Raw genomic sequence first — 19,181 nt, forward strand, 5'->3', positions numbered from 1 at the left:
GTGCTACTATCTTGTTCGAACCGCCCATCGGTCATTTGCTAACGGCTGCTCTGGCACACCGGAGACGACACAGACCACTGTGAAGATATCGAATCTTTTTGTCATCGGTCGTTAAACTCGCAGTCGTGAACCTCAGCAAGGGGTTTGTCCTCACCCTCATCGTCACCCTCCTCGTGCTAGCGGGCATGCTGATACGGCCGTTTCTCCAGTACATTCTCGGTGCTGTCCTCCTCGCCTACGTTCTCTATCCGCTACAGGTCCGCCTCGAAACGTATGTCTCACCGATGGTCGCTGCACTCTCGCTCGTGACGCTGGCAGTCGCTGGATTCGTCGCCCCGGTCGTAGTTGTCCTCGCGTCGGTGGCCGATAGTGCTGACCGGATACTCCGAGAGCTGGGCACCGAGCCGGTGCAGCTTGACGTAGTCGAATCCCGAATCAAGGAACTTACTGGCCGCGAGGTCGATATCGCCGGTGAACTCGTCAGTTCCGGGCGGGACATCGGAACGATCATATTCGAACGGTCGACCCAGGCGTTCAGTACGGTCACCTTCCATCTCATCGGGATTGCGTTAGCACTTTTTCTGATCTACTACCTTCTCAAAGACGGCGATGACCTGGTCGACTGGCTCCAACAAACAGTGCCCCTTCCGGTGGACGTCCAGCGTGATTTTTACGACGAAATCGACGACGTGATGCTAGGCGTCCTCTTCGGCCACGCCTTCGTTGCCATCGTTCAGGGAATTGTCGCCGGCGTCGGACTCGCCGCCACTGGCGTTCCCAATGCGCTGTTCTGGACGGCTATCATGGTCGTGCTCGCGATGGTCCCACTCATCGGGACAATACCTGTCTGGGGTGGGGTAGTAGTGTACCTGTATGTCACGAACGAGCCACTGCTTGCTGTCGGGTTATTCCTTTACAGTGTCATCATTGTTGGACTCACCGACGACTATCTCCGGCCGTTCGCCGTCGATAGGTACGCGAAGCTCAATCCGGCCGTCATCCTCCTCGGTATCCTCGGCGGGGCATACGCATTCGGGGTTATGGGACTGCTCTTCGGTCCCGTCGTCCTCGGGGCGCTCAAAGCCGCTCTCCGCGTCGGTCTGGATATCTGGTCTCAGATCGACGACGGAAACATTGGTTGACCGACCGCTCCGAATCTGCCGACAATAACCGTACACCCCATCAGCAGCGTCGACGGGTTACGGTGGCCGACACTGTCTCACCGTCGCCTGTCTATCATCGCGGCTCAAAGACGTGAACCGGCCAGTCGGTCTCGTAGTCAAGGGCGATTTCCTGCTCTGTGGCCGTCGGCTCACGCACCGTGAGTTCGACCGGGTCCCCGATGGTGACATCGGCGTAGTCGGCGGTGACGCGCCCAAGCAGGCGGCCACCGTCCGCGAGTTCCACGACGGCGACCGTGTAGGGCGCGTCCGCTTCGAAGGCCGGCGGCGGCGTGTGGACCGCTGTGTACGAGAATATCTGGCCCTCGCGGGACTGCGATTCGACGTCGACAGCGCGACTGCCACAGGCGTAGCAGGCCGGTCGCGGCGGCAACAGGACCTGTCCACAGTCCGCACAGACTCCGCCCAGAAGTTCGCCGTCTGCGAGGGCGTCGAAGAAGCCCGGTAGCGTCCGCGGGTCGGTCGCATCGAGGTCGCTGCCCGTCATGGTGCCTCCGCCGTCGTGAGCACGTGGCTGACGGTGACGGCATCCCCGACGCCTCCTTCGTTGAGCAACAGAGCTGTCTCGGCACCCTCGACTGCCCGGTCGCCCGCACCGCCCGTGAGCTGTTCGTAGGCTTCGAGCGCCTGCAAGAGCCCGGTGGCACCGATAGGGTGACCGCGGGCCTTCAGTCCCCCACTCGGGCTCAACTGCACGTCCGTCCAGCCGTTAGCCCGCTCCGTTGGTGGCAGGTAGCTCTGATAGCCCGTTCCTGCGGGAGCGAAGCCGGCGGCCTCGGCAAGCAGCGCCTCGCAGACGGTGAAAGCGTCGTGGACCTCCGCGATGTCGACGGCCGTGGCGTCGATGCCTGCTTCCTCGTAGGCCGTCTCGGTGGCGACGCGAGCGCCCGCGATGTCGGTCATATCTCGCTCGGCGACCGCGATGTTGTTCGCAGAAGCCCCACTGCCAGCGACGCGCACCTGTGGTTGGTCAAGCTCGGCCGCCAGTTCGGCGGTCGTCACGAGGACGGCGGCGGCACCGTCTCCGACCGGCGCACAGTCGTAGAGCTTCAGTGGCGGGGCGACAGGGTCCGATTCCAGCACGGTCGCCACGTCGATCTCTTTCGGGAACTGCGCCCGGGGGTTGCGAGCGGCGTTGGCGTGGTTCTTCACTGCGATCTCGGCAAGGTCTCGCTCCGTGGCGTCGGTCTCATGGAGGTAGCGCTGGCCGAGCAGTGCGTACTGGCTGGGTGCGGTGATGCCGGAGCGTTGCTCGATGGCGCGGTCGAATGCCGCCGAGAGCGCATCTGTCGCGCCGCTGGTGCCCGCAGACGTCATTTTTTCGACGCCGCAGGCAAGCACCGCCTCGTGTTCGCCGTTGCGAACGTCCTTGACTGCATGGCGTAGCGCGAGCGCGCCCGCGGCGGCACACCCCTCGACCCGCTCGGCGGGGACGTGACGGAGGCCGGCCCATTCGGCCAGTAGCGTCCCGTGCATGATCTGGTGTTCGTAGCTCTCCGACTGGTTCCCGACGTACACCGCCTCGACGATCTCGGCAGGGTCGGGCAGTTCGTCGAACGCCTCTGCAAGGGCCACTGAGAACAGGTCGCGGCCCGGGAGGTCTGTGCGGCCGAGCGGTGAGGCACCGACCGATGCGATGACTGGCTCTGGCATCTGTACCACTCACGTCTCAACAGACCTAGTTAGTCGTTCTCATTTTCTATATTTTTGATGTATTCGGCTGGCAAACTACACACATCGTTTTCTATCGGCCCGCAGAGAAGAGGTCTCTTGGAACGGCTGTTTTCCTTATCACACGGCTTTCAGACACGTGGCCCTGACAGCTATGGCCGCTGTGTCGAACAGTTTGACTCTCTGAGAGCGAGCGGAGACTGTCTCACAGCAATCACTCTCAGTCGTCGGCTGAGGCACCGCCTGTCTGCAGTTCATGCTCGGAGAGTGCAGCGGACGGCGCGAGGAATTTAGCAGGGTCGAACGCAGTCAGTTCCTCGCCCGCTGCGACTTTGTCAGGCCAGTCCGGATTGGCGAGTGCACTCGTCGCCAGTGTTACGAGGTCGGCACCGGCATCGACCTTCTCGCGGGCCGCGTCAGGCGTCCCAAGCCCGCCGTTGTCGATGATGACCGTCTCATCCGCGGCGTATTCGGCCGCGGCCTCGGCCAGGGTTGGTCCATCGTCGCCAAACGCTGGCGTGGTCGCATCGGGTTCAGTAACGTGGATGTAGTCGGCCCCAGCCGCCGACAGTTCGTCGAAGAACACCGCGGCGGCGTCCTCGCCTTCGGGCCACCGGTGGTCTTCATCAAGGGCCGTCGACTGTGAGACTCGGATACCGACAACGAAATCGGCAGGTGTGGCCTCGTCGACCGCAGCGACAACCTCGCGCGGATAGCGTACCCGATTTGCGGGTTCACCGCCGTACTCGTCGTCACGCTGGTTGAAGTCAGCCGAGAGGAATTCGTGAAGGAGATACCCGTTCGCACCGTGGATTTCGACGCCGTCGAACCCCGCGTCGATGGCGTTCTGCGCCGAGGTGACGAATGAATCACGGATGTCGGCAAGCTCATCGACCGTGGCTGCTTTGGGCGTCGGGAAGTCTCCGCTTCCGCCGTAGGCTTCGGCCTTTTGCCCGTCCGGTTGTACCGCTGAGGGGGCGATCGTCTGTTCCCCCGCAACATGCGGATTCCCCTGACTCTGTGCACCGGCATGCATCAATTGTGCGAAAATCGGGACACCAGCCTCGTGGACTGTCTCCGTAACCTGTTGCCAAGACGCTGCCTGCGTGTCGGTCGCCAGTCCGGGCTGGTTCAGATACCCCTGGCTATGTGCTTCGTCGGGATACGTCCCCTCTGTAATGAGAAACGAGAACCCACCGTCAGCGAACCGCTGATAGTACTGGGCCATCTCCGCCGTCGCACGGCCGTCGTCAGTGGCGCTCACCCGTGTCATCGGAGCAAGGCCAACTCGGTTATCTAATGGCAGCTCGTTGAGTGTCGTCGAGTCGAACAGTGTCACACCGCCCGGTAAGCGGATAACGTAATTAACGGCTGGTTCAGCATACGCCGAATCAGTGCCTATAATTGTCAAAAGGCGCACACTAACGGTGTGGGTACGATTCATGCGTTTCTGATATGACGTGACTGGACCGGAACTTCGGTAGCGTGTTTCCGGACCGACAGACACGCAGTAGCCGCCATCGCAACGGACAGCGCCTACTGTCCTATCATAATACCTTTATATACATATTGGACAGTATAGAGATCAATTATAATCATTCATTCTTCATGCCTTGCTGGCACAGGATATGGTGCAAAGTGGTGGCGGGTACGACGGTGTATCGCGGCGGTCGGTGTTGAAAGCCTCAGGGACTGCGCTCACGGTCGGGACCGTGGGCTTAGCGGGGTGTAGCAGTAGCAGCGGTGCCAGCGTCCGACCGGTCAATGAAGACAGTCTCACTATCTGGCATGCCATGGGCGGGACCAACGGTGAGACGCTGCAGGGGCTGGTCGACCAGTTCCAGTCCGAGACAGACATCAACGCCAACCTCGTGTTTCAGGACTCCTACGAGGGAGTGCTGACGAACACACTGAGCGCACTCGACTCCGGCGAGGTCCCTGATGTCTTCCAGATCGACAGTCTGTTCGCCCAGCAAGTCCTCGATACGGACGCAGTCGAGCCCGTCGAGAACTTGCTCTCCGACGACTACCCGGTCGACGACTTCCTGCCGAACGTGACTTCGTTTTTCACCATCGATGATACGCTCACATCGATGCCGTTCAACAACTCAAACGCTATTCTCTATTACAACCGGTCGGCGTTCAAGGAAGCCGGGCTTGACCCGGACAGCCCACCGACCACGCTGGAGGAAGTGCGTAGCTACTCACAGACGCTCGTCGACGAAGGAGTCACCGAAGCCGGGCTCACCTGGCCGAACCACGTCTGGTTCGTCGAGCACTTCTACTCCGTCGACGGACAGACGCTACTTGACGCCGAGAACGGCCATGCCGGCCAACCGACGACGATGCAGACGGACAACAGTACGGCCCGGTCGCTGTACGAGTGGTGGCACGAAATGGCTGACAACGGTCTGTTCAGCAACCCCGGGATCGAGGCCTGGGGGGAAGCAACGTCCACATTCCTTACCGGGAAAGCCGCTATGTTGATGACCTCGACGGCATCGGTCACTGGTATCCGCTCCGGCGCGGAGGAGAACGGATTCGAGGTGGACAACGCCTTCTACCCAACAATTGACGGTGACCGAACCGGGCCGGTTATCGGTGGTGCTTCGTGGTTCGTTCCCTCCGGACTGCCACAGGAGCGCCAGGACGACATCGGCAGCTTCCTCGAATTCATGGGACGACCGGAGTCACAGATCACCTGGCACAAGGGGACCGGCTACTACCCGATCCGACAGAGCGCTGTCGAACAGCTCGAAAACGACGGCTGGTTTGCGGAGAACCCAATGTACCGAACCGCATTCGACCAGTTGACACAGGCCGAGAGCACGCCGGCGACGAAGCGAATGCTCATCGGCCCAGCTCGACAGGTCCAGACAACAATTCAAGATATGTCAGTCGAGCTGTTCAGTGGCGATGTCAGCGTCGACGAGGGGCTCTCCGAGCTGAAGTCGGCTGTCGAGGACGAACTGGACCGATACTACAGCTAATGTCCACGCGCGAAGTCTTCACAGACCGCCTGCAGGCCGGCGTGTTGCTGTTACCGACGATGGTCGTATCGCTGGTGTTCCTCTACTACCCGACGGTCCGTGCAGTTGGACTCAGTTTGTACCGGGCCTCGCTTGCCCGAGGTGACGTGTTCGTCGGGCTAGAGAACTACAGACGGTTAGCCAGCTCCTCGGAGTATCTCCGGAGCGTCCTGATATCGGTACTGTTCGCTGCGTGTGTCGTCGTCGGCGTGATGGCCGTTGCCCTGTGCATCTCCTTCCTTATCCACGAGATTGATGTCGGAAAGGGACTGTATCTGGTGGCGGTTATCTGGCCGTACGCACTGCCGCCGGCCGTCGCCGGGCTTGTGTTCCTGTTCATTGCACACCCGAACATCGGCATCTTCACGAGCTACATCGAGGCCTTTGGCGTCGATGTCAACTGGTTCAGCAATGGTCCGCAGGCGTTCGTCGTCGTGCTGATCGCCGCGGTGTGGAAGCAGGTCGGGTACAACGTTATCTTCATGACAGCCGCACTCGGCAACGTCCCCGAGTCGCTGACTGAGACCGCCGAACTCGATGGCGTTTCCCGAACGCGGCGACTGCTCCGCGTGTACGTCCCGATCATCTCGCCGACGCTCGTGTTTCTGGTCATCATGAACACGATCTACGGCTTTTTCGGGACGTTCGCGATGGTCGACCTCATGACCAAGGGTGGGCCCGCCGGTGCGACGAACATCCTCATCTATGACCTTTACCGGACCGCCTTCCAGTTCTACGAGTTCGGCTTCGCCTCGGCGAAGTCCGTTGTGCTGTTCGTCGCCGTCGGGCTGTTGATGTACGGTCAGTTCCGGCTGAGCGACAGATATGCCTACTACGGAGGATAAAATGCTCGGCTCACTCCTTACTGCGTTGACCGCCGCTGCTGAACGCTCCCGGTCTGCGGGACGAACTACCAGTGAACGCATTCGGCGATTCGAGACGGAGCAGCTCACGCTGCACGTGCTTGCAGCGACAATCGTGTTCCTGATCATACTGCCAGTGTTGATCGCGGCACTCGTCTCCACGAAGCGGGCGGGTATCGTTACGTCTATCGGCGATCTGGCTCCCGGCGGCCACGCGCTGTCGAACTACCGGCGTGCGCTCATTGGCCTCGAATTCTGGCGATTTATGCTCAATTCGTTCCTGATGTCTGTTGCCGTCGTCGTCGGGAAACTGGTCGTGTCGCTGCTGGCCGCGCTGGTGATCGTCTACTACAGGTTCCCGTACAAGAACGCCGTGTTCCTGTTTATCCTCTTTACTCTCTTGCTCCCGGTCCCGGTCAGGTTTGTGCCGCTGTATCGCCTGACGACAGAGCTCGGCATGAGTAACACCTTCTTCGCGATCACGGTCCCGTATCTGGCCAGCGCGACGACCGTGTTCATCCTGCGCCAGCACTTCTTGTCGATTCCAGCCTCGCTCGTTGAGACGGCAAAGGTCGACGGTGTCGGGCCGCTGCGGTTTCTGTGGTCGGTACTGGTTCCGATGTCCCGCGCCGTTCTCGTGGGCGTGTCGGTGATCATGTTCGTCTACACGTGGAACCAGTACCTCTGGCCGCTGGTGATCATCAACGCTGAAAGCCTGCAGGTCGCACAGGTCGGGCTGAGTCTGCTTCGCGGCCAGGCCAGCACCGGTGAAGTGGCCTGGTCCATGGTGATGACCGGGTCGATGCTGACCCTGTTGCCACCGCTGGCGCTGCTAGTGCTGTTCCGACGACAGCTGCTGGAGACGTTCACGATTCAACAAAAATGAGAGGAAATTATGACTGACGTAACCTTACAGGACGTACGAAAGGAATTCGATGGTGTCGTCGCCGTGAAAAATATCGACCTCCAGATCCCGGACGGAGCGTTCGTGACCGTGGTCGGGCCGAGTGGCTGTGGCAAAAGCACCACGCTCCGGCTGATCGCCGGGCTAGAGCAGGCCACTGACGGCACGATTCAAATGGGCAATCAGGACGTCACCGGGGTTGAACCGAAAGACAGGGACGTTGCGATGGTGTTCCAGAACTACGCGCTGTACCCTCACATGACCGCGCGCCGGAACATCACGTTCGGGATGAAGTCCGCCGGCGACTTCAGTGACGAGGAAATCGACCGCCAAGTGGCGGAAGCCGCAGCGGTGCTTGACATCGAGGACCTCCTCGACCGGACGCCCGGTGAGTTATCCGGCGGCGAACGACAGCGAGTCGCACTCGGTCGGGCACTGGTCCGGGACCCAGAGGTGTTCCTCATGGACGAGCCGCTGTCGAACCTTGATGCCAAACTCCGCATCAAAATGCGGGCTGAGCTGGCGAAACTCCACAGCGAATTTGGCACCACCACTATCTACGTTACTCACGACCAGACAGAAGCGATGACGCTTGGTGATCGGGTGGTCGTGATGAACGACGGCCGCATCCAGCAGGTCGACAGTCCACAGCGGCTGTATGACTATCCAGAGACCCGGTTTGTCGCGGAGTTCATCGGCGACCCCGCGATGAATATGCTCTCTGTGGATATCATCCATGACGGAAGCGAATACGAGGCCGTCGGTCCGACGTTTCGCGTACCGCTACCCGAGGGTGACGGACTGGAAACAGCAGCCGGAGGACAGGCACTGCTGGGCATTCGGCCCGAGAGCCTGTCGTTAGCTGATTCGGCCGACCGAAGTTCGTTTACCGCTGAGATAACGGTTACCGAACCGCTCGGTGATAGCCTCTTGCTGGAGTGTCGGACTGGCGATCAGGCGTTCAAGCTGCACGCAAAGCCTCGAACCGCCGTCGAGCCGGGAGACCAAGTCGCGTTGACGCTTGATGCTGAGCGACTCCACCTGTTCGATTCACAGACGGGCGAAGCCATCTATCACGCAGCGGCGGCACAATCACTCGAACAAGCCGGCACTATCGATTGTACCACCTGAATTCACAGCTGTAAACCCGAGACAAACACTGGGCTCACCTGATAACAGGGGAGCCCTATCGCAGAGTCGTTGCTGGCGAGAAAGCCAAACACCGACACTTCCGGCTATTTCGGGCGCTACCTGTCGTTTCAACATAACTACAGCGTTCCTTCTACTAATATTTATACTATATACCAATATATACTCCCGTTCTACAGCCATTGCTGGCTCTCTACAGCGTAAATAAACTCAGGTGAACAAAACGGTATATACCAATATTACCAATCAATAGTTATATATAGATTGTGTAGGTAATGGCCCACGGAATGGTTCGAATACCAGACATATGCCGTCGAACTGTGCTGAAGAGTACGTCTGCCGCCGCTCTGGGGTCCATCGTTGGAACTGGGGCTGCCAGGGAAAACGACCACGACAGTACCGAGCCGCCTATCGCTACCACTCCGATTCTGGCTGCACACCGCGGCTACCGCGGTCTGTATCCTCAAAACACCATTGCTGCCGTCCAACAGGCAGCGTACGGTGGGCGTCGCAGTCAGGGGTACGACACCGACATGATGGAGTGTGACCTCGTTCCTGCGGGCGGTAAGCCCTGGAAGGGCGAAGACTTCGAAATCGTCGTTTTCCACGACGATAAGTTGGATAACCTGACAGATGAATCCGGATACGTCTGGGAGAACGATGTAGAGACTGTGCTGAACGCCGAAATCCGTGACAGCGGTCAGACGATACCCCGATTAGACGAGTTCGTCGAAGCCACTCCGGATAGCATCCCGCTCAACATTGAGTGGAAAGCTGCAGGTGTCTCGCCCGATGATGACGCGTCAGCATCCGCTGTCGAGACCTGGGACCCGTTTACCGAACAGGCACTTGATGTCCTCTCCACTCACGAGAACGACTTTATTGTCCAGTCGTTCCAAAAGGCTGCGCTGCAGTCTGTCCAAAACTCAGACCCCGATATTCCGATAGCGTACTTGCTCTGGGATTCAATCGAAGAGGGCCTTGCTGTTGTCCGTGACCTGGACGCAGAGTACATCCAGCCGCCGTACAACATGATTATGAACACCCCCTTCTTCAACGAGGATTATTACCTCGAAGACCCAGGTTTCGCTGAGATCGATCTGGTCGAGACCGCTCACGAGGAAGGTCGGAAAGTAATCCCGTACACGATAACGACATGGCATCAGGCGGAGAAACTGGTCGAGGCCGGTGTTGACGGCATCATCGCTGACTACCCCGGCGTGCTCGACTGATATTTGATGCAGCGGCGCAGTGGGAACGGGTTACCGCCCCTCGTTCCCGCCCGGCCCTATCATCCGTTTTCTACGATCGCTGCCAGCTCTGACAGGTCGGTCACAACGTGGTCAGCAATCACGTCACTTTCCGCTAAGTCCGCCGGACTGGTAACGCCAGTTAGTGGCAGTACCGTCTCCATTCCAGCTTGGTTTCCCATCCTGATGTCTGTCCCAAGCCGGTCACCGATCATAAGACAGCGGTCCGGCTCTTCACCGACCCGTTCCAGAGCCATCTGCAGGATTACGTTGGACGGTTTACCGATCAACTGGTCCAATTCCTGCCCAGTCACTCCCTCTATCGCTCCGATCATCCCTGCCGCATCGGGTATCTCACCCCCCTCTACAGGACACGTCCGGTCCGGATTGGTGGCAACGAAAACCGCGTTGTTCTCAGTGAGTGCAATTAGCGCATCCTGTAGCGTCTGGTAATCAAAACCGAAATCAAGTGACGCGATCACGGTGCCTGCTCGCTCTGGGTCGGTTGTCGTGTCCAGCCCAGCGGCGCGCAATTCCGCAACCAAGGCGTCCTCGCCGATAACATAGATTTTGCGCTCCGGATACTGCGCGGATAGATAATCCGCTGCTGCAGTGGCGGACGTGATTATGTCATCACTGCTGCAATCAATGCCCAGCGCGTTCAGCTTCTCACAATACTTCTCTCGCCGGTCAATCGGCTTGTTAGTAACAAATAGCGTCGAAAGCCCCGCTTCACGCACTGTCTGTACGCCTTCGGCGGCGTTTTCAACTAACGAATCACCACGATATACCGTACCGTCGAGGTCGATAATTGCACTTGTGTATGTCATCTAGAATCCTCCGTCTCAAACCGTGACGCTTCCGCAGCAGCCGCTGCTGCCGAGATCACAGGCGCTTTCTTGGCTGTAGGGACCGGGACAACCCTCGAAACACGCCGATAGCTTTGCCCGTTCATACTAATTGGACGCTGATGACCACGCCACCGATCCCGATGAGGGACAAGTAGAGCGATTTTCGTACGACCGGTGACAGCAGTGAACGGTTGATACTCGTTGCAAACCCGATTTTCACGAGGATACTGGAGAGCGTCCCGGCCAGCACACCCTGTGCCGCGACTGCCGGCGATATCTGTCCTGTCGACGTCAGCGTCACTGCAGTCGTTGTCGTCGTGCCGCTCGAGACGATGCCACTGAGGAAGCTCGTAATCAAGAATCCGGCTGTTCCGAATATGCGCTGTGCGCCAGCAGTGAGAATCAAGACGGCAAGGAAGAGCACGCCGAATTTTAGCGCGTTCGCGCTGCTAAACGGCGAGTCGAAATCCAGTTCCAGATCACCCTCCCAGTCGCTATCGTAATATGCGAGCCCGACGCCACTGATAGCGATCAGGCCGAGTGGTAGTCCAACACTGACTACCGACTCGGGGACGAACGCAACGATGATCGCTAAATTACGGACCGCCATCGCCGCATCAGCGATCAGTATCGTTCCCACCGCGAGCTCTGTGATCCCAGTGTTGTTCTTTGCCCGGCCCGCAATTTCGCCGATCACTGCAGTTGAGTTCACCAAGCCGCCGAAGAAGCCGGTGACAGCGATCCCTTTACTGCCGTATCGCTGCATCACGATATAGTTCACAAACCCGATCCCGCTGACTGCGATCACGAGCATCCAGACCAGTTTCGGATCAATCGCATCCCATGGCCCGTACGTTCCGCCGGGCAAGAGCGGATACACGACAAACGAAATAATCGCAAACTCACCGGCGCTGCGTACTTCCTCTCGCGATAGCTGGTTCGCAAACTCGTGTAACTCCCTTCGAAGGACGAGCAGGAATGACGACGTGATGCCAATAATGACGCCGATAAGGACGTGGTTGGCTCCAACCAGAATCCCGACCGCGTACGCGACAAGGAGTGAAGTCGATGTTGTCAGGGACAGGCCAGAATCTAGCTCACCATCGTCGCCGGTCCACTGTGCGACTATGCCCCGGATTCCGAGTAATCCGCCCTGTACGAGTACCAGTGCCCCTCCCGAGGCAAGTAGTATCGTCTCGTTGAGAGACATTGCGGCAGCGCCGACCAGACTGGTCAGCGTAAACGTGCGGATTCCTGCTGACTTGTTTGCCCACTCTCGTTCAAGCCCAAGCAGCATACCCAGTGCACCTGCAATAAAAAGGTGTAGTATCTCAGTATCGACGGTTATCCCCTCTATACCTCCGAAAACAGCCGTATTCGCGATTGCACTCATTACAGTCATCTTATCTTACAAACGGTGGTTCCGTCATTTTTATATAGTCTATATACTACTATATTCTATATGGAGACAAATATACTGATGGGTAATAGGTGTTGGCCTTGAGGCTAGCTTGAATATCGCCATGGCCCCTGCGGAGACCGGAAAATCCCCCTCGATTACCGGCTAGTATATAGAATCTGTCATATACTGAATTCTGATGCTTATTCTAAATTCTATATGAAGAGAGCCTAAAACCCGATACGAGATAATTATAGTTTTGTCAGATTTAAACATAAATACTTTTTAACCCAGATTTCGCATATGTCTGCGTCGACAATGAAACAGAACCCAGTTGACCGACGATCTGTGTTAAAAATCGGCGCTACTGCGCTCGCAGCAGGCGTTGCAGGCTGTTCTCAGGAGAGCAGTCAGAGCACCGAAACATCCGGCGGAGACGGTAGTGACGGGTCCAGTAGCGGTGACGGTGGGTCCGGACAGAGTAACGATTACCCCGAGTTCGATCCGTCGAATCCGGAGTTCCCGCAGTTGATGCAGACGCTCATCGAGGCCGGGTTCGAGACAGGGTCTCTACAGGACCTGAAGAACATGGAGGAACGCGAGAAGCCTCGCTACGGTGACCCCGTTCAGAGTACTCCCGATAATGAAGACGATCTCATTGACCCGGACCGTATTGCGTTTGCGATGACGCCGACGGAAGACCCAGCGGTCTATCGAGATACGATGCAGCCGCTGATGGACAACATCGCCGAAGAGACCGGGAAGTCCGTCAAATACTTCCCCCTCAACTCGTACGCGTCCCAGGTCGAGGCGATGCGGTCCGAACGCCTCCACGTCGCCGGGTTCTCTACTGGGCCGACGCCCTTTGCTGTGAACCTGGCCGGTGCTGTCCCGTTCTCGCTCCAGATTTCGAAGGCAGGTGACTTCGGCTATCGGCTGTGGCTGGCTACGCAGGCAGATAACGACGATATCTCCTCGCTGGCGGACCTCGAAGGCAAGCGCGTCGCACATGCCGAGCCCTCGTCCAACTCCGGGAACCTCGCCCCGCGTGCGCTGTTCTCGAACCAGGGCGTCACTCCAGGCGAAGACTACGAGGTGAGTTATTCCGGCGGCCACGAACAGAGCATTCTGGGCGTTGCAAACGACGACTACGACGCTGCCCCCGTTTGTAGCACCTGTGTCACGCGCGTTGCAGAAGCAGACAACATCGACCCGACGAACCTCAAAGTCGTGTGGGCCAGCAATCCGTTCCCCACGACGAGTTTCTGTTACCGCTACAACCTGAAGCCGGAACTTCAGGAGGGTATCAGGGCGGCGTTCATCGACTACGACTACTCGGACACCAAAATCGCGGAGGTGTTCGGTGGTCGCGGAACGTGGACGGAGATTGATTACGCTACGACCTACGATATCATCCTCCAGATTCAGGAGAACAACGATATCACGTACCAGATCGACAACATCGAAGGCTAAGAAGAGACCCAAATAATGCTCACTGTAGATAATTTGGAAAAAACGTACGACTCCGGTGATCGAGCACTCAAAGGTGTCTCATTCGAAGTCAGTGGTAACGAGATCGTTGCGATTATCGGGCCAAGCGGGGCCGGAAAAAGCACGCTCGTTCGTAGCATCAACAGGCTGACCGAGCCAACTGGCGGGCGCATCTCGCTTGACGATACAGAGGTGACCGGGCTGGAGAAATCAGCCCTTCGCGATGTCCGTCGCGATATGGGCATGATCTTCCAGGAGTTCAATCTCGTAGAGCGCCTGACGGTCATGGAGAACATCCTCTCCGGTCGCCTGGGCTATCTCAGTACGTGGAACGCGTTCCGGCGGAACTTCCCTCCGGAGGACATCAGGCGCGCACGCGAGATTCTCAGCCGGGTGAATCTGGAGGGTGTCGAGAACAACCGTGCAGATGAACTCTCCGGTGGCCAGCGACAGCGCGTTGGTATCGCCCGTGCCGTCATTCAGCGGCCGAAAATCCTGCTCGCTGACGAGCCGACGAGCGCGCTGGACCCTGACACCTCCCGAGAGGTCATGAGCCTCTTGACGGACATCGCCCACGAAGACGATATCCCGATCATCATCAACATCCACGAAGTCGATCTAGCGGTCGACTACGCGGACCGGATAATCGGCCTCAGTGACGGTGAAATCGTCTTTAACGGCCCACCTGACGACCTAGATCAGGCAGCCAGAGACGAGATCTATCGCGGTGGTGAATCAATTGCGGACCGTGAAGAGCCGAGTGCTGGTAACAGCACTGACGCTGATGACGTCATTGCCGAACGAGGTGACTAATCAATATGGCTGCTGAATCTGGATCGACCGTTGAAGGATCTTGGGAGCGGCCCACAGTCTTCTACAACAAGAAAGTCAAGTATCTCATCTACGGGCTTATCTTGTTGTTCTTCGCGTATAGCTTCTGGAACCTTCGGATTTCCCCCAGCCGATTTGTTCGCGGGATCGGAGCCGGTGTCGAACTCATCACGAGTATGCTTCCACCGGCATACACTCCGTCGCAACGGGAACTCCTCATTCAGGGCATCGTCGAGAGCATCGTGATGACGATTGTCGCCACGACAATCGGCATCATCGTCAGCGTGCCGGTCGCGATTATGGCTTCGAATAACCTCTCGCCGAAGCCAGTCTACTATGTCGGTCGCAGCATCGTTGCCGTCACGCGCTCGCTCCACGAGCTCATTGTTGCGATCATCATGGTCAAAGCGGTCGGGTTCGGTCCACTCGCTGGTGTCCTTGCACTTGCGTTCAAAACGATCGGATTCTTCGCGAAACTCCTCGCAGAGGAGATCGAAGATATCGACCGTGGGCAGATGGAGGCAATCACTGCCGCCGGTGGGACGCCCGTCCAGACGTATCTCTACGGCGTCCTCCCGCAGGTGATGCCCCGGATCGTCGGGCTGTCGATTTACCGGCTCGACATCAATCTCCGTCACAGCACTGTCGTCGGAATTGTCGGAGCCGGTGGTATCGGGATCACGCTGCTGAACTCCTTCGATAAGTACGACTACCAGTTCAGCATGGCGATTATCGCTGTCATCGTCGCGATCGTCATGGTCGGTGAAGGTGTCAGCGCTCTCGCCAGGAGGCGGATCCAATAATGTCAAACAGCACTGACTCTTGGAGTCGGTTCGATCGCCGTGAGCGCTTACTCCGGTTCTTCGGGCTGCTGGCTGGCCTCGTCATTCTGGTCGCAGCCTGGCGCGCCATGGAAGTGAATTACGGCTACGCCGTGACTGCCCCGCGTGAGTTGGCTGACCTCTTCGGTCGGATGTATCCGCCCAATGTCGGATACTCGCGAAAGATTGTCGGGCCGCTGCTTGAGACGATCAATATCTCGATCCTCGGCACGGCACTGGCCATCGTGATGGCGATTCCGGTCGCGTTCCTCGGTGCCAGCAACACGACACCCAACAAGCCGGCGTACCTGCTGGGTAAGTTCATCATCTCGTTTACCCGTTCGGTGAACGTCATCATCTGGGCACTGATCTTCGTGGTCATCTTCGGCCCGGGGGCCCTCGCTGGCGTGCTGGCGATTTCGATCAGATCTATCGGGTTCACTGCAAAGCTAATCGCGGAAGCCATCGAAGAGATCGACCGCGGGTCTGTTGAGGCGGTCACTGCAGCTGGGGCATCGCCCGTTGATGTACTCATCTACAGTATCGTTCCACAGATCAAGCCGGCGTTCATCAGCGTCGCGACGCTTCGATGGGACATCAACGTCAGAGCGTCAACGATCATCGGGTTCGTCGGTGCAGGCGGTATCGGCATCCCGCTGCAGACTGAGATCAACTACTTCAACTGGGAAGCAGTCCTGACGATCCTCATCTCGATTCTGGGCCTTGTGCTCATCAGTGAAGGTATCTCGGCCTATCTGCGCAAGAAAGTAATGTAGGCGATCGGAGCTCGCATCGCCTATTATTCTGATATCTGTTTAGATAATATTATAGAACTATTGTCAAAAGACTTATGTGTTTGGGGTATATATAGCCAGTGGGGCCAACGCCAGTGTCTGCCAACCTGGTTTTCCCCTTCTCCGTTTTGACAGACCTCTTCTCGCCAGAGACAGTTTCGCAAGATGGGTCCTTCTGGATAGATGCATAGGACATCGACCTGTTGTCTGGGCCCGAATGCCAGAGCAGTCTGCTACAGTCCGCTCGTTGCTTTCGCCGCCGAAAAATTGACCACGCTGACTCCGGGCAAAGCATGGTCAGATAGGCGATGCAGTGATCAAACCAGAACTTACGAGTACGGGTCCAAGTCGGTGGTTTTGATTTCGGCAGTGCCCCTGATTCAATGGAGCAGGCTAGATTCCCGAATTGAATATCCCGTCCGACCCTGGCACTTGCACCACTATGTATACGATTGATTCTAATGTATACACGCATTCCAGAGCCACGCCGTCATGCACAAGTCGCACTGTAGCCGCTTCGCTGCTGGAGAGCCATGGCATGGCGGCAGCCGAATAGCCGCACTAGTGTCACGAGAACCACCAGCTCCTCACTGCAGGTCAGCAAAGAAATGGTGGGCAGCCGGGGGGAGTGGCATGCACGCACCATTCGAAGTCGTCATCCACGACGACAGGTTCTGGACTCGGGCCAATCGATGATCTGGATTGGATTCAAGGGGAAATGGAGCGAGGACCAGAACCCAACCGACCAGTATACAGTTGGTAATAAAAACGGTTGTGATATCTGCTTGCTGTCTGTCGATTCTGTGATTTCTGTGCAGCACGCACGCGCTATCAGAAGCGGCGAATTGTCCGGTCAAGTGTCAGCGAGACTGTCGCAATTATGCCCACTCGTTTACGGGAACACCGAAACAGTCCCAGAGTGACACCCTCTCTGGCTGTGTCACGGGAAGTGCTTCTCTTTTAGACGATTCACATCTCGCTCACATCGGTTGTGACCGATGGTTCGGGTGCCCATCACCAAGTCGTTCAGATGCTTCCCGAAGCTGTGACCAGATAGATGCCTCGCTACCACTGCTCCAGAAAGTCGCCGTGCCCGTTCGTACCACTTGGCTTGCTTGAACAACCGACGTTACCTATTCCGGAAGATAGAAGTCGGATTTCGGTTGTCTGTGCGGGGACGTGTTCCTGAGCTTGGCGATCTTGGACGGGTTACGATGTCGAACGATGACGACATCGTAGGCGTCGTCCGAGGCAATCGACCCGCCAATGCTGCTGATACTTGTAACGAGGTGCCCGGCGTTTTCGCTTCCGATGAATACCATTGAGGCGTCTTCTCTCTTGGCCAGCTTGCGGATGGCTTTCGCTACAGCCCCGGCCGGCGCGTATCGATCCACGACTGTATGGCGGAAATCCGAACTCGGACACAGGTCCATCACCTGTTCGTGTAGTGAGGTGATGACCGTCTCCAGATCGAAGTCCTCGTTTGGCCCGATCCAGTCGTGTTCCCGTGCGTATTTGGCATTCCCGTTCCGGATGACACTGACGGCCAGCACATCCTCTTCGAAGACGGTGCCGAACTCCGCCGCCCGGACGAGTGCTGCCTCGGCCAGTTCGGAGCCGTCGAACGGCACAACGAGTGTCATGTGCTGACTAGCGAAGCAGCAGGCAAGTAACACCCCATCAATTCTTACAGCGCGGGAAGACAGTGCCAGCGTCTAAAAATCAGTACCAAGCATCTGCCCGAGAAAACCTGCACACAGAACGGTAGTCCCTCAACTCCCGAGGGACAGCCGTTCGTCACCCATTCGCTTGCCCTGGGCAACGAGACGCGCTCCGTAGTCGGTTCGGGCATCATCCCAGGACGCCAGTGCGCCTCCAAGGGAACTGTGGCGGTCGAGAGCGGCTTTGAGTTCAACGGCATCACTCGCCGCCTTCGAAGTGCCAGCGGCAGTGTGCGGACGGGCGACAAACGCCGCATCTCCAAGCAGACAGACTCTGTCGACTGTCATCTGGGGGCTTTGCAGGTCGTAAATTGCCTGCACGAAGGGGGCTGCTGTTGTTGCAACGAGGTCGGTAAACACGGGCGGCAGTGTCTCGGCGGCCCGCTCGCGCTGGTGACTTTCAACTGGGTCTCGGAGCTGTCCCGGCGACACGCTGAACTGCTGGCTCGTGCCTGTTGTGTCGGTGAAGATGGTCTCACGCTCTCGCCCGGAGAGTGTGTCATACCAGACCCAGTTGAGACGGCGGTCTCCCGGGGCGGTGTTACCGTCTTCGCCGGGGATGAAGTACGCGAGGATGAGCATCTGTTCCCCCTGATAAAACGTGAACCGGCCGTCGAACGCGTCGATGACTGCGTCCGAGAGCTCCGCTTCTGAGACGACACCACGCCAGGCGACGTAGTCGGCAAACTCCGGGTCGGCGTCGGGAAACAGTTGCGCACGGGCTGTAGACTGCCCGCCGTCGGCAGCGACGACCAGATCGGCGGTGGTCCGGTCCCCGTCGGAAAATGTAACCGTGCCGTCTGTGGCCCTGACACCCGTGACAGTCTGGCCGGTGTGGTACCGGTCGTCTGGGAACGCCGCTCGCAGCTGACGATAGACGGCGTCCCAGGAGGTGAACACCATTGAATCCGGCGTCGACGTTCGCACATCGCCGTCAGCGGTCAGAAAGCGCCGCTCACTGGCTCGGGTGGTTATGTTCGCCGGGTCGACGATGTCGTGGCGCGAGAGGAACTGGCGGATTGACTGCTGGGCGACGATGCCGCCGCCGCGACTTCGGAGGTCGCCGGCCGATTGCTCAGCGATAGTCACGTCGTGACCTGCACTGTCGAGCGCGATGCCGGTAAACAGGCCACCCATCGACCCGCCGGAGATAGTAACAGAGAGGGTATCAGATGGTTCGTTGGCGAGGTCCTGAGACACGGCCCCTCTCAGCGCTTGCCGTATGA

The 19,181-nt window shown here is 58.2% G+C and carries 17 protein-coding genes; 10 read left to right on the forward strand and 7 right to left on the reverse strand.

The window, feature by feature from the left end; genetic code table 11:
* Positions 1-125: 125 nt before the first annotated feature.
* Positions 126-1,142, forward strand: coding sequence for an AI-2E family transporter (locus BDK61_RS17835; RefSeq protein WP_121304017.1), 1,017 nt, complete (start codon positions 126-128; stop codon positions 1,140-1,142).
* A 94-nt stretch (positions 1,143-1,236) separates the two neighbouring features.
* On the opposite strand, the gene BDK61_RS17840 is transcribed toward BDK61_RS17835, so the two are convergent.
* The 3 genes from BDK61_RS17840 to BDK61_RS17850 all read right to left on the reverse strand — a co-directional run bounded on the left by BDK61_RS17840 (position 1,237) and on the right by BDK61_RS17850 (position 4,191).
* Positions 1,237-1,668 carry a Zn-ribbon domain-containing OB-fold protein gene (locus tag BDK61_RS17840; protein ID WP_004966638.1) on the reverse strand — a complete coding sequence of 144 codons (432 nt, stop codon included), beginning with the start codon at positions 1,666-1,668 and terminating at the stop codon, positions 1,237-1,239.
* The gene (locus tag BDK61_RS17845; RefSeq protein ID WP_121304018.1) at positions 1,665-2,834 is read right to left on the reverse strand and encodes a thiolase C-terminal domain-containing protein; all 1,170 of its coding nucleotides are present in this window, start codon (positions 2,832-2,834) and stop codon (positions 1,665-1,667) included. The genes BDK61_RS17840 and BDK61_RS17845 overlap by 4 nt, the downstream gene beginning before the upstream one ends.
* A 238-nt stretch (positions 2,835-3,072) precedes the next feature.
* Positions 3,073-4,191: an oxidoreductase gene (locus BDK61_RS17850; RefSeq protein ID WP_121304019.1), complete on the reverse strand. Its 1,119-nt coding sequence runs from the start codon at positions 4,189-4,191 to the stop codon at positions 3,073-3,075.
* A 454-nt stretch (positions 4,192-4,645) separates the two neighbouring features.
* On the opposite strand from BDK61_RS17850, the gene BDK61_RS17855 reads away from it, so the two are divergent.
* From BDK61_RS17855 to BDK61_RS17875, 5 genes are all read left to right on the forward strand, one after another.
* Complete coding sequence (locus BDK61_RS17855; protein WP_121304020.1) at positions 4,646-5,842, forward strand: extracellular solute-binding protein; 1,197 nt, start codon at positions 4,646-4,648, stop codon at positions 5,840-5,842.
* Positions 5,842-6,726: a carbohydrate ABC transporter permease gene (locus BDK61_RS17860; protein ID WP_011224885.1), complete on the forward strand. Its 885-nt coding sequence runs from the start codon at positions 5,842-5,844 to the stop codon at positions 6,724-6,726. The genes BDK61_RS17855 and BDK61_RS17860 overlap by 1 nt, the downstream gene beginning before the upstream one ends.
* 1 nt (position 6,727) lies before the next feature.
* The gene (locus BDK61_RS17865; protein WP_004966643.1) at positions 6,728-7,630 is read left to right on the forward strand and encodes a carbohydrate ABC transporter permease; all 903 of its coding nucleotides are present in this window, start codon (positions 6,728-6,730) and stop codon (positions 7,628-7,630) included.
* Positions 7,631-7,639: 9 nt separating this feature from the next.
* A complete protein-coding gene (locus BDK61_RS17870; RefSeq protein WP_004966644.1) occupies positions 7,640-8,779 on the forward strand; it encodes an ABC transporter ATP-binding protein in 1,140 nt (379 codons plus the stop codon).
* Positions 8,780-9,117: 338 nt separating this feature from the next.
* Entirely contained in the window at positions 9,118-10,029 is a 912-nt protein-coding gene (locus BDK61_RS17875) for a glycerophosphodiester phosphodiesterase (RefSeq protein WP_004966645.1), read from the forward strand.
* 59 nt (positions 10,030-10,088) lie between these two features.
* Here the strand turns inward: BDK61_RS17875 and BDK61_RS17880 are convergent, their stop codons facing one another.
* Positions 10,089-10,877 carry an HAD-IIA family hydrolase gene (locus tag BDK61_RS17880; protein ID WP_121304021.1) on the reverse strand — a complete coding sequence of 263 codons (789 nt, stop codon included), beginning with the start codon at positions 10,875-10,877 and terminating at the stop codon, positions 10,089-10,091.
* Between the two features lie 121 nt (positions 10,878-10,998).
* Positions 10,999-12,300, reverse strand: coding sequence for an MgtC/SapB family protein (locus BDK61_RS17885; protein ID WP_208644689.1), 1,302 nt, complete (start codon positions 12,298-12,300; stop codon positions 10,999-11,001).
* Positions 12,301-12,600: 300 nt separating this feature from the next.
* On the opposite strand from BDK61_RS17885, the gene phnD reads away from it, so the two are divergent.
* From phnD to phnE (BDK61_RS17905), 4 genes are read left to right on the forward strand one after another with little or no spacing between them, the layout of a single operon-like run.
* Entirely contained in the window at positions 12,601-13,770 is a 1,170-nt protein-coding gene (gene phnD / locus BDK61_RS17890; protein WP_004966648.1) for a phosphate/phosphite/phosphonate ABC transporter substrate-binding protein, read from the forward strand.
* A gap of 15 nt (positions 13,771-13,785) precedes the next feature.
* Entirely contained in the window at positions 13,786-14,601 is an 816-nt protein-coding gene (gene phnC / locus BDK61_RS17895) for a phosphonate ABC transporter ATP-binding protein (RefSeq protein WP_004966649.1), read from the forward strand.
* Between the two features lie 5 nt (positions 14,602-14,606).
* On the forward strand, positions 14,607-15,422 hold the full coding sequence (phnE, locus tag BDK61_RS17900; protein WP_004966650.1) for a phosphonate ABC transporter, permease protein PhnE: 816 nt from the start codon (positions 14,607-14,609) through the stop codon (positions 15,420-15,422).
* Positions 15,422-16,216, forward strand: coding sequence for a phosphonate ABC transporter, permease protein PhnE (phnE, locus tag BDK61_RS17905; RefSeq protein ID WP_121304023.1), 795 nt, complete (start codon positions 15,422-15,424; stop codon positions 16,214-16,216). The genes phnE (BDK61_RS17900) and phnE (BDK61_RS17905) overlap by 1 nt, the downstream gene beginning before the upstream one ends.
* Positions 16,217-17,367: 1,151 nt before the next feature.
* Here phnE (BDK61_RS17905) and BDK61_RS17910 read toward each other — a convergent pair.
* Positions 17,368-17,877, reverse strand: a complete 510-nt coding sequence (locus BDK61_RS17910; RefSeq protein ID WP_121304024.1) for a universal stress protein — start codon at positions 17,875-17,877, stop codon at positions 17,368-17,370.
* A 129-nt stretch (positions 17,878-18,006) separates the two neighbouring features.
* A complete protein-coding gene (locus BDK61_RS17915; protein ID WP_082229957.1) occupies positions 18,007-19,155 on the reverse strand; it encodes an FAD binding domain-containing protein in 1,149 nt (382 codons plus the stop codon).
* Positions 19,156-19,181 lie beyond the last annotated feature (26 nt).

Origin of the sequence: Haloarcula quadrata (genome assembly GCF_003634715.1) — an archaeon.
Taxonomy (GTDB): domain Archaea; phylum Halobacteriota; class Halobacteria; order Halobacteriales; family Haloarculaceae; genus Haloarcula; species Haloarcula marismortui.

Coding starts and splice junctions, on each gene's coding strand:
- BDK61_RS17865 (WP_004966643.1), top strand. CDS start 6,728: ATGCTCGGCTCACTCCTTACTGCGTTGACCGCCGCTGCTGAACGCTCC.
- phnE (WP_121304023.1), top strand. CDS start 15,422: ATGTCAAACAGCACTGACTCTTGGAGTCGGTTCGATCGCCGTGAGCGC.
- BDK61_RS17860 (WP_011224885.1), top strand. CDS start 5,842: ATGTCCACGCGCGAAGTCTTCACAGACCGCCTGCAGGCCGGCGTGTTG.
- phnD (WP_004966648.1), top strand. CDS start 12,601: ATGTCTGCGTCGACAATGAAACAGAACCCAGTTGACCGACGATCTGTG.
- phnC (WP_004966649.1), top strand. CDS start 13,786: ATGCTCACTGTAGATAATTTGGAAAAAACGTACGACTCCGGTGATCGA.
- phnE (WP_004966650.1), top strand. CDS start 14,607: ATGGCTGCTGAATCTGGATCGACCGTTGAAGGATCTTGGGAGCGGCCC.
- BDK61_RS17840 (WP_004966638.1), bottom strand. CDS start 1,668: ATGACGGGCAGCGACCTCGATGCGACCGACCCGCGGACGCTACCGGGC.
- BDK61_RS17880 (WP_121304021.1), bottom strand. CDS start 10,877: ATGACATACACAAGTGCAATTATCGACCTCGACGGTACGGTATATCGT.
- BDK61_RS17845 (WP_121304018.1), bottom strand. CDS start 2,834: ATGCCAGAGCCAGTCATCGCATCGGTCGGTGCCTCACCGCTCGGCCGC.
- BDK61_RS17910 (WP_121304024.1), bottom strand. CDS start 17,877: ATGACACTCGTTGTGCCGTTCGACGGCTCCGAACTGGCCGAGGCAGCA.
- BDK61_RS17870 (WP_004966644.1), top strand. CDS start 7,640: ATGACTGACGTAACCTTACAGGACGTACGAAAGGAATTCGATGGTGTC.
- BDK61_RS17855 (WP_121304020.1), top strand. CDS start 4,646: ATGGGCGGGACCAACGGTGAGACGCTGCAGGGGCTGGTCGACCAGTTC.
- BDK61_RS17885 (WP_208644689.1), bottom strand. CDS start 12,300: ATGACTGTAATGAGTGCAATCGCGAATACGGCTGTTTTCGGAGGTATA.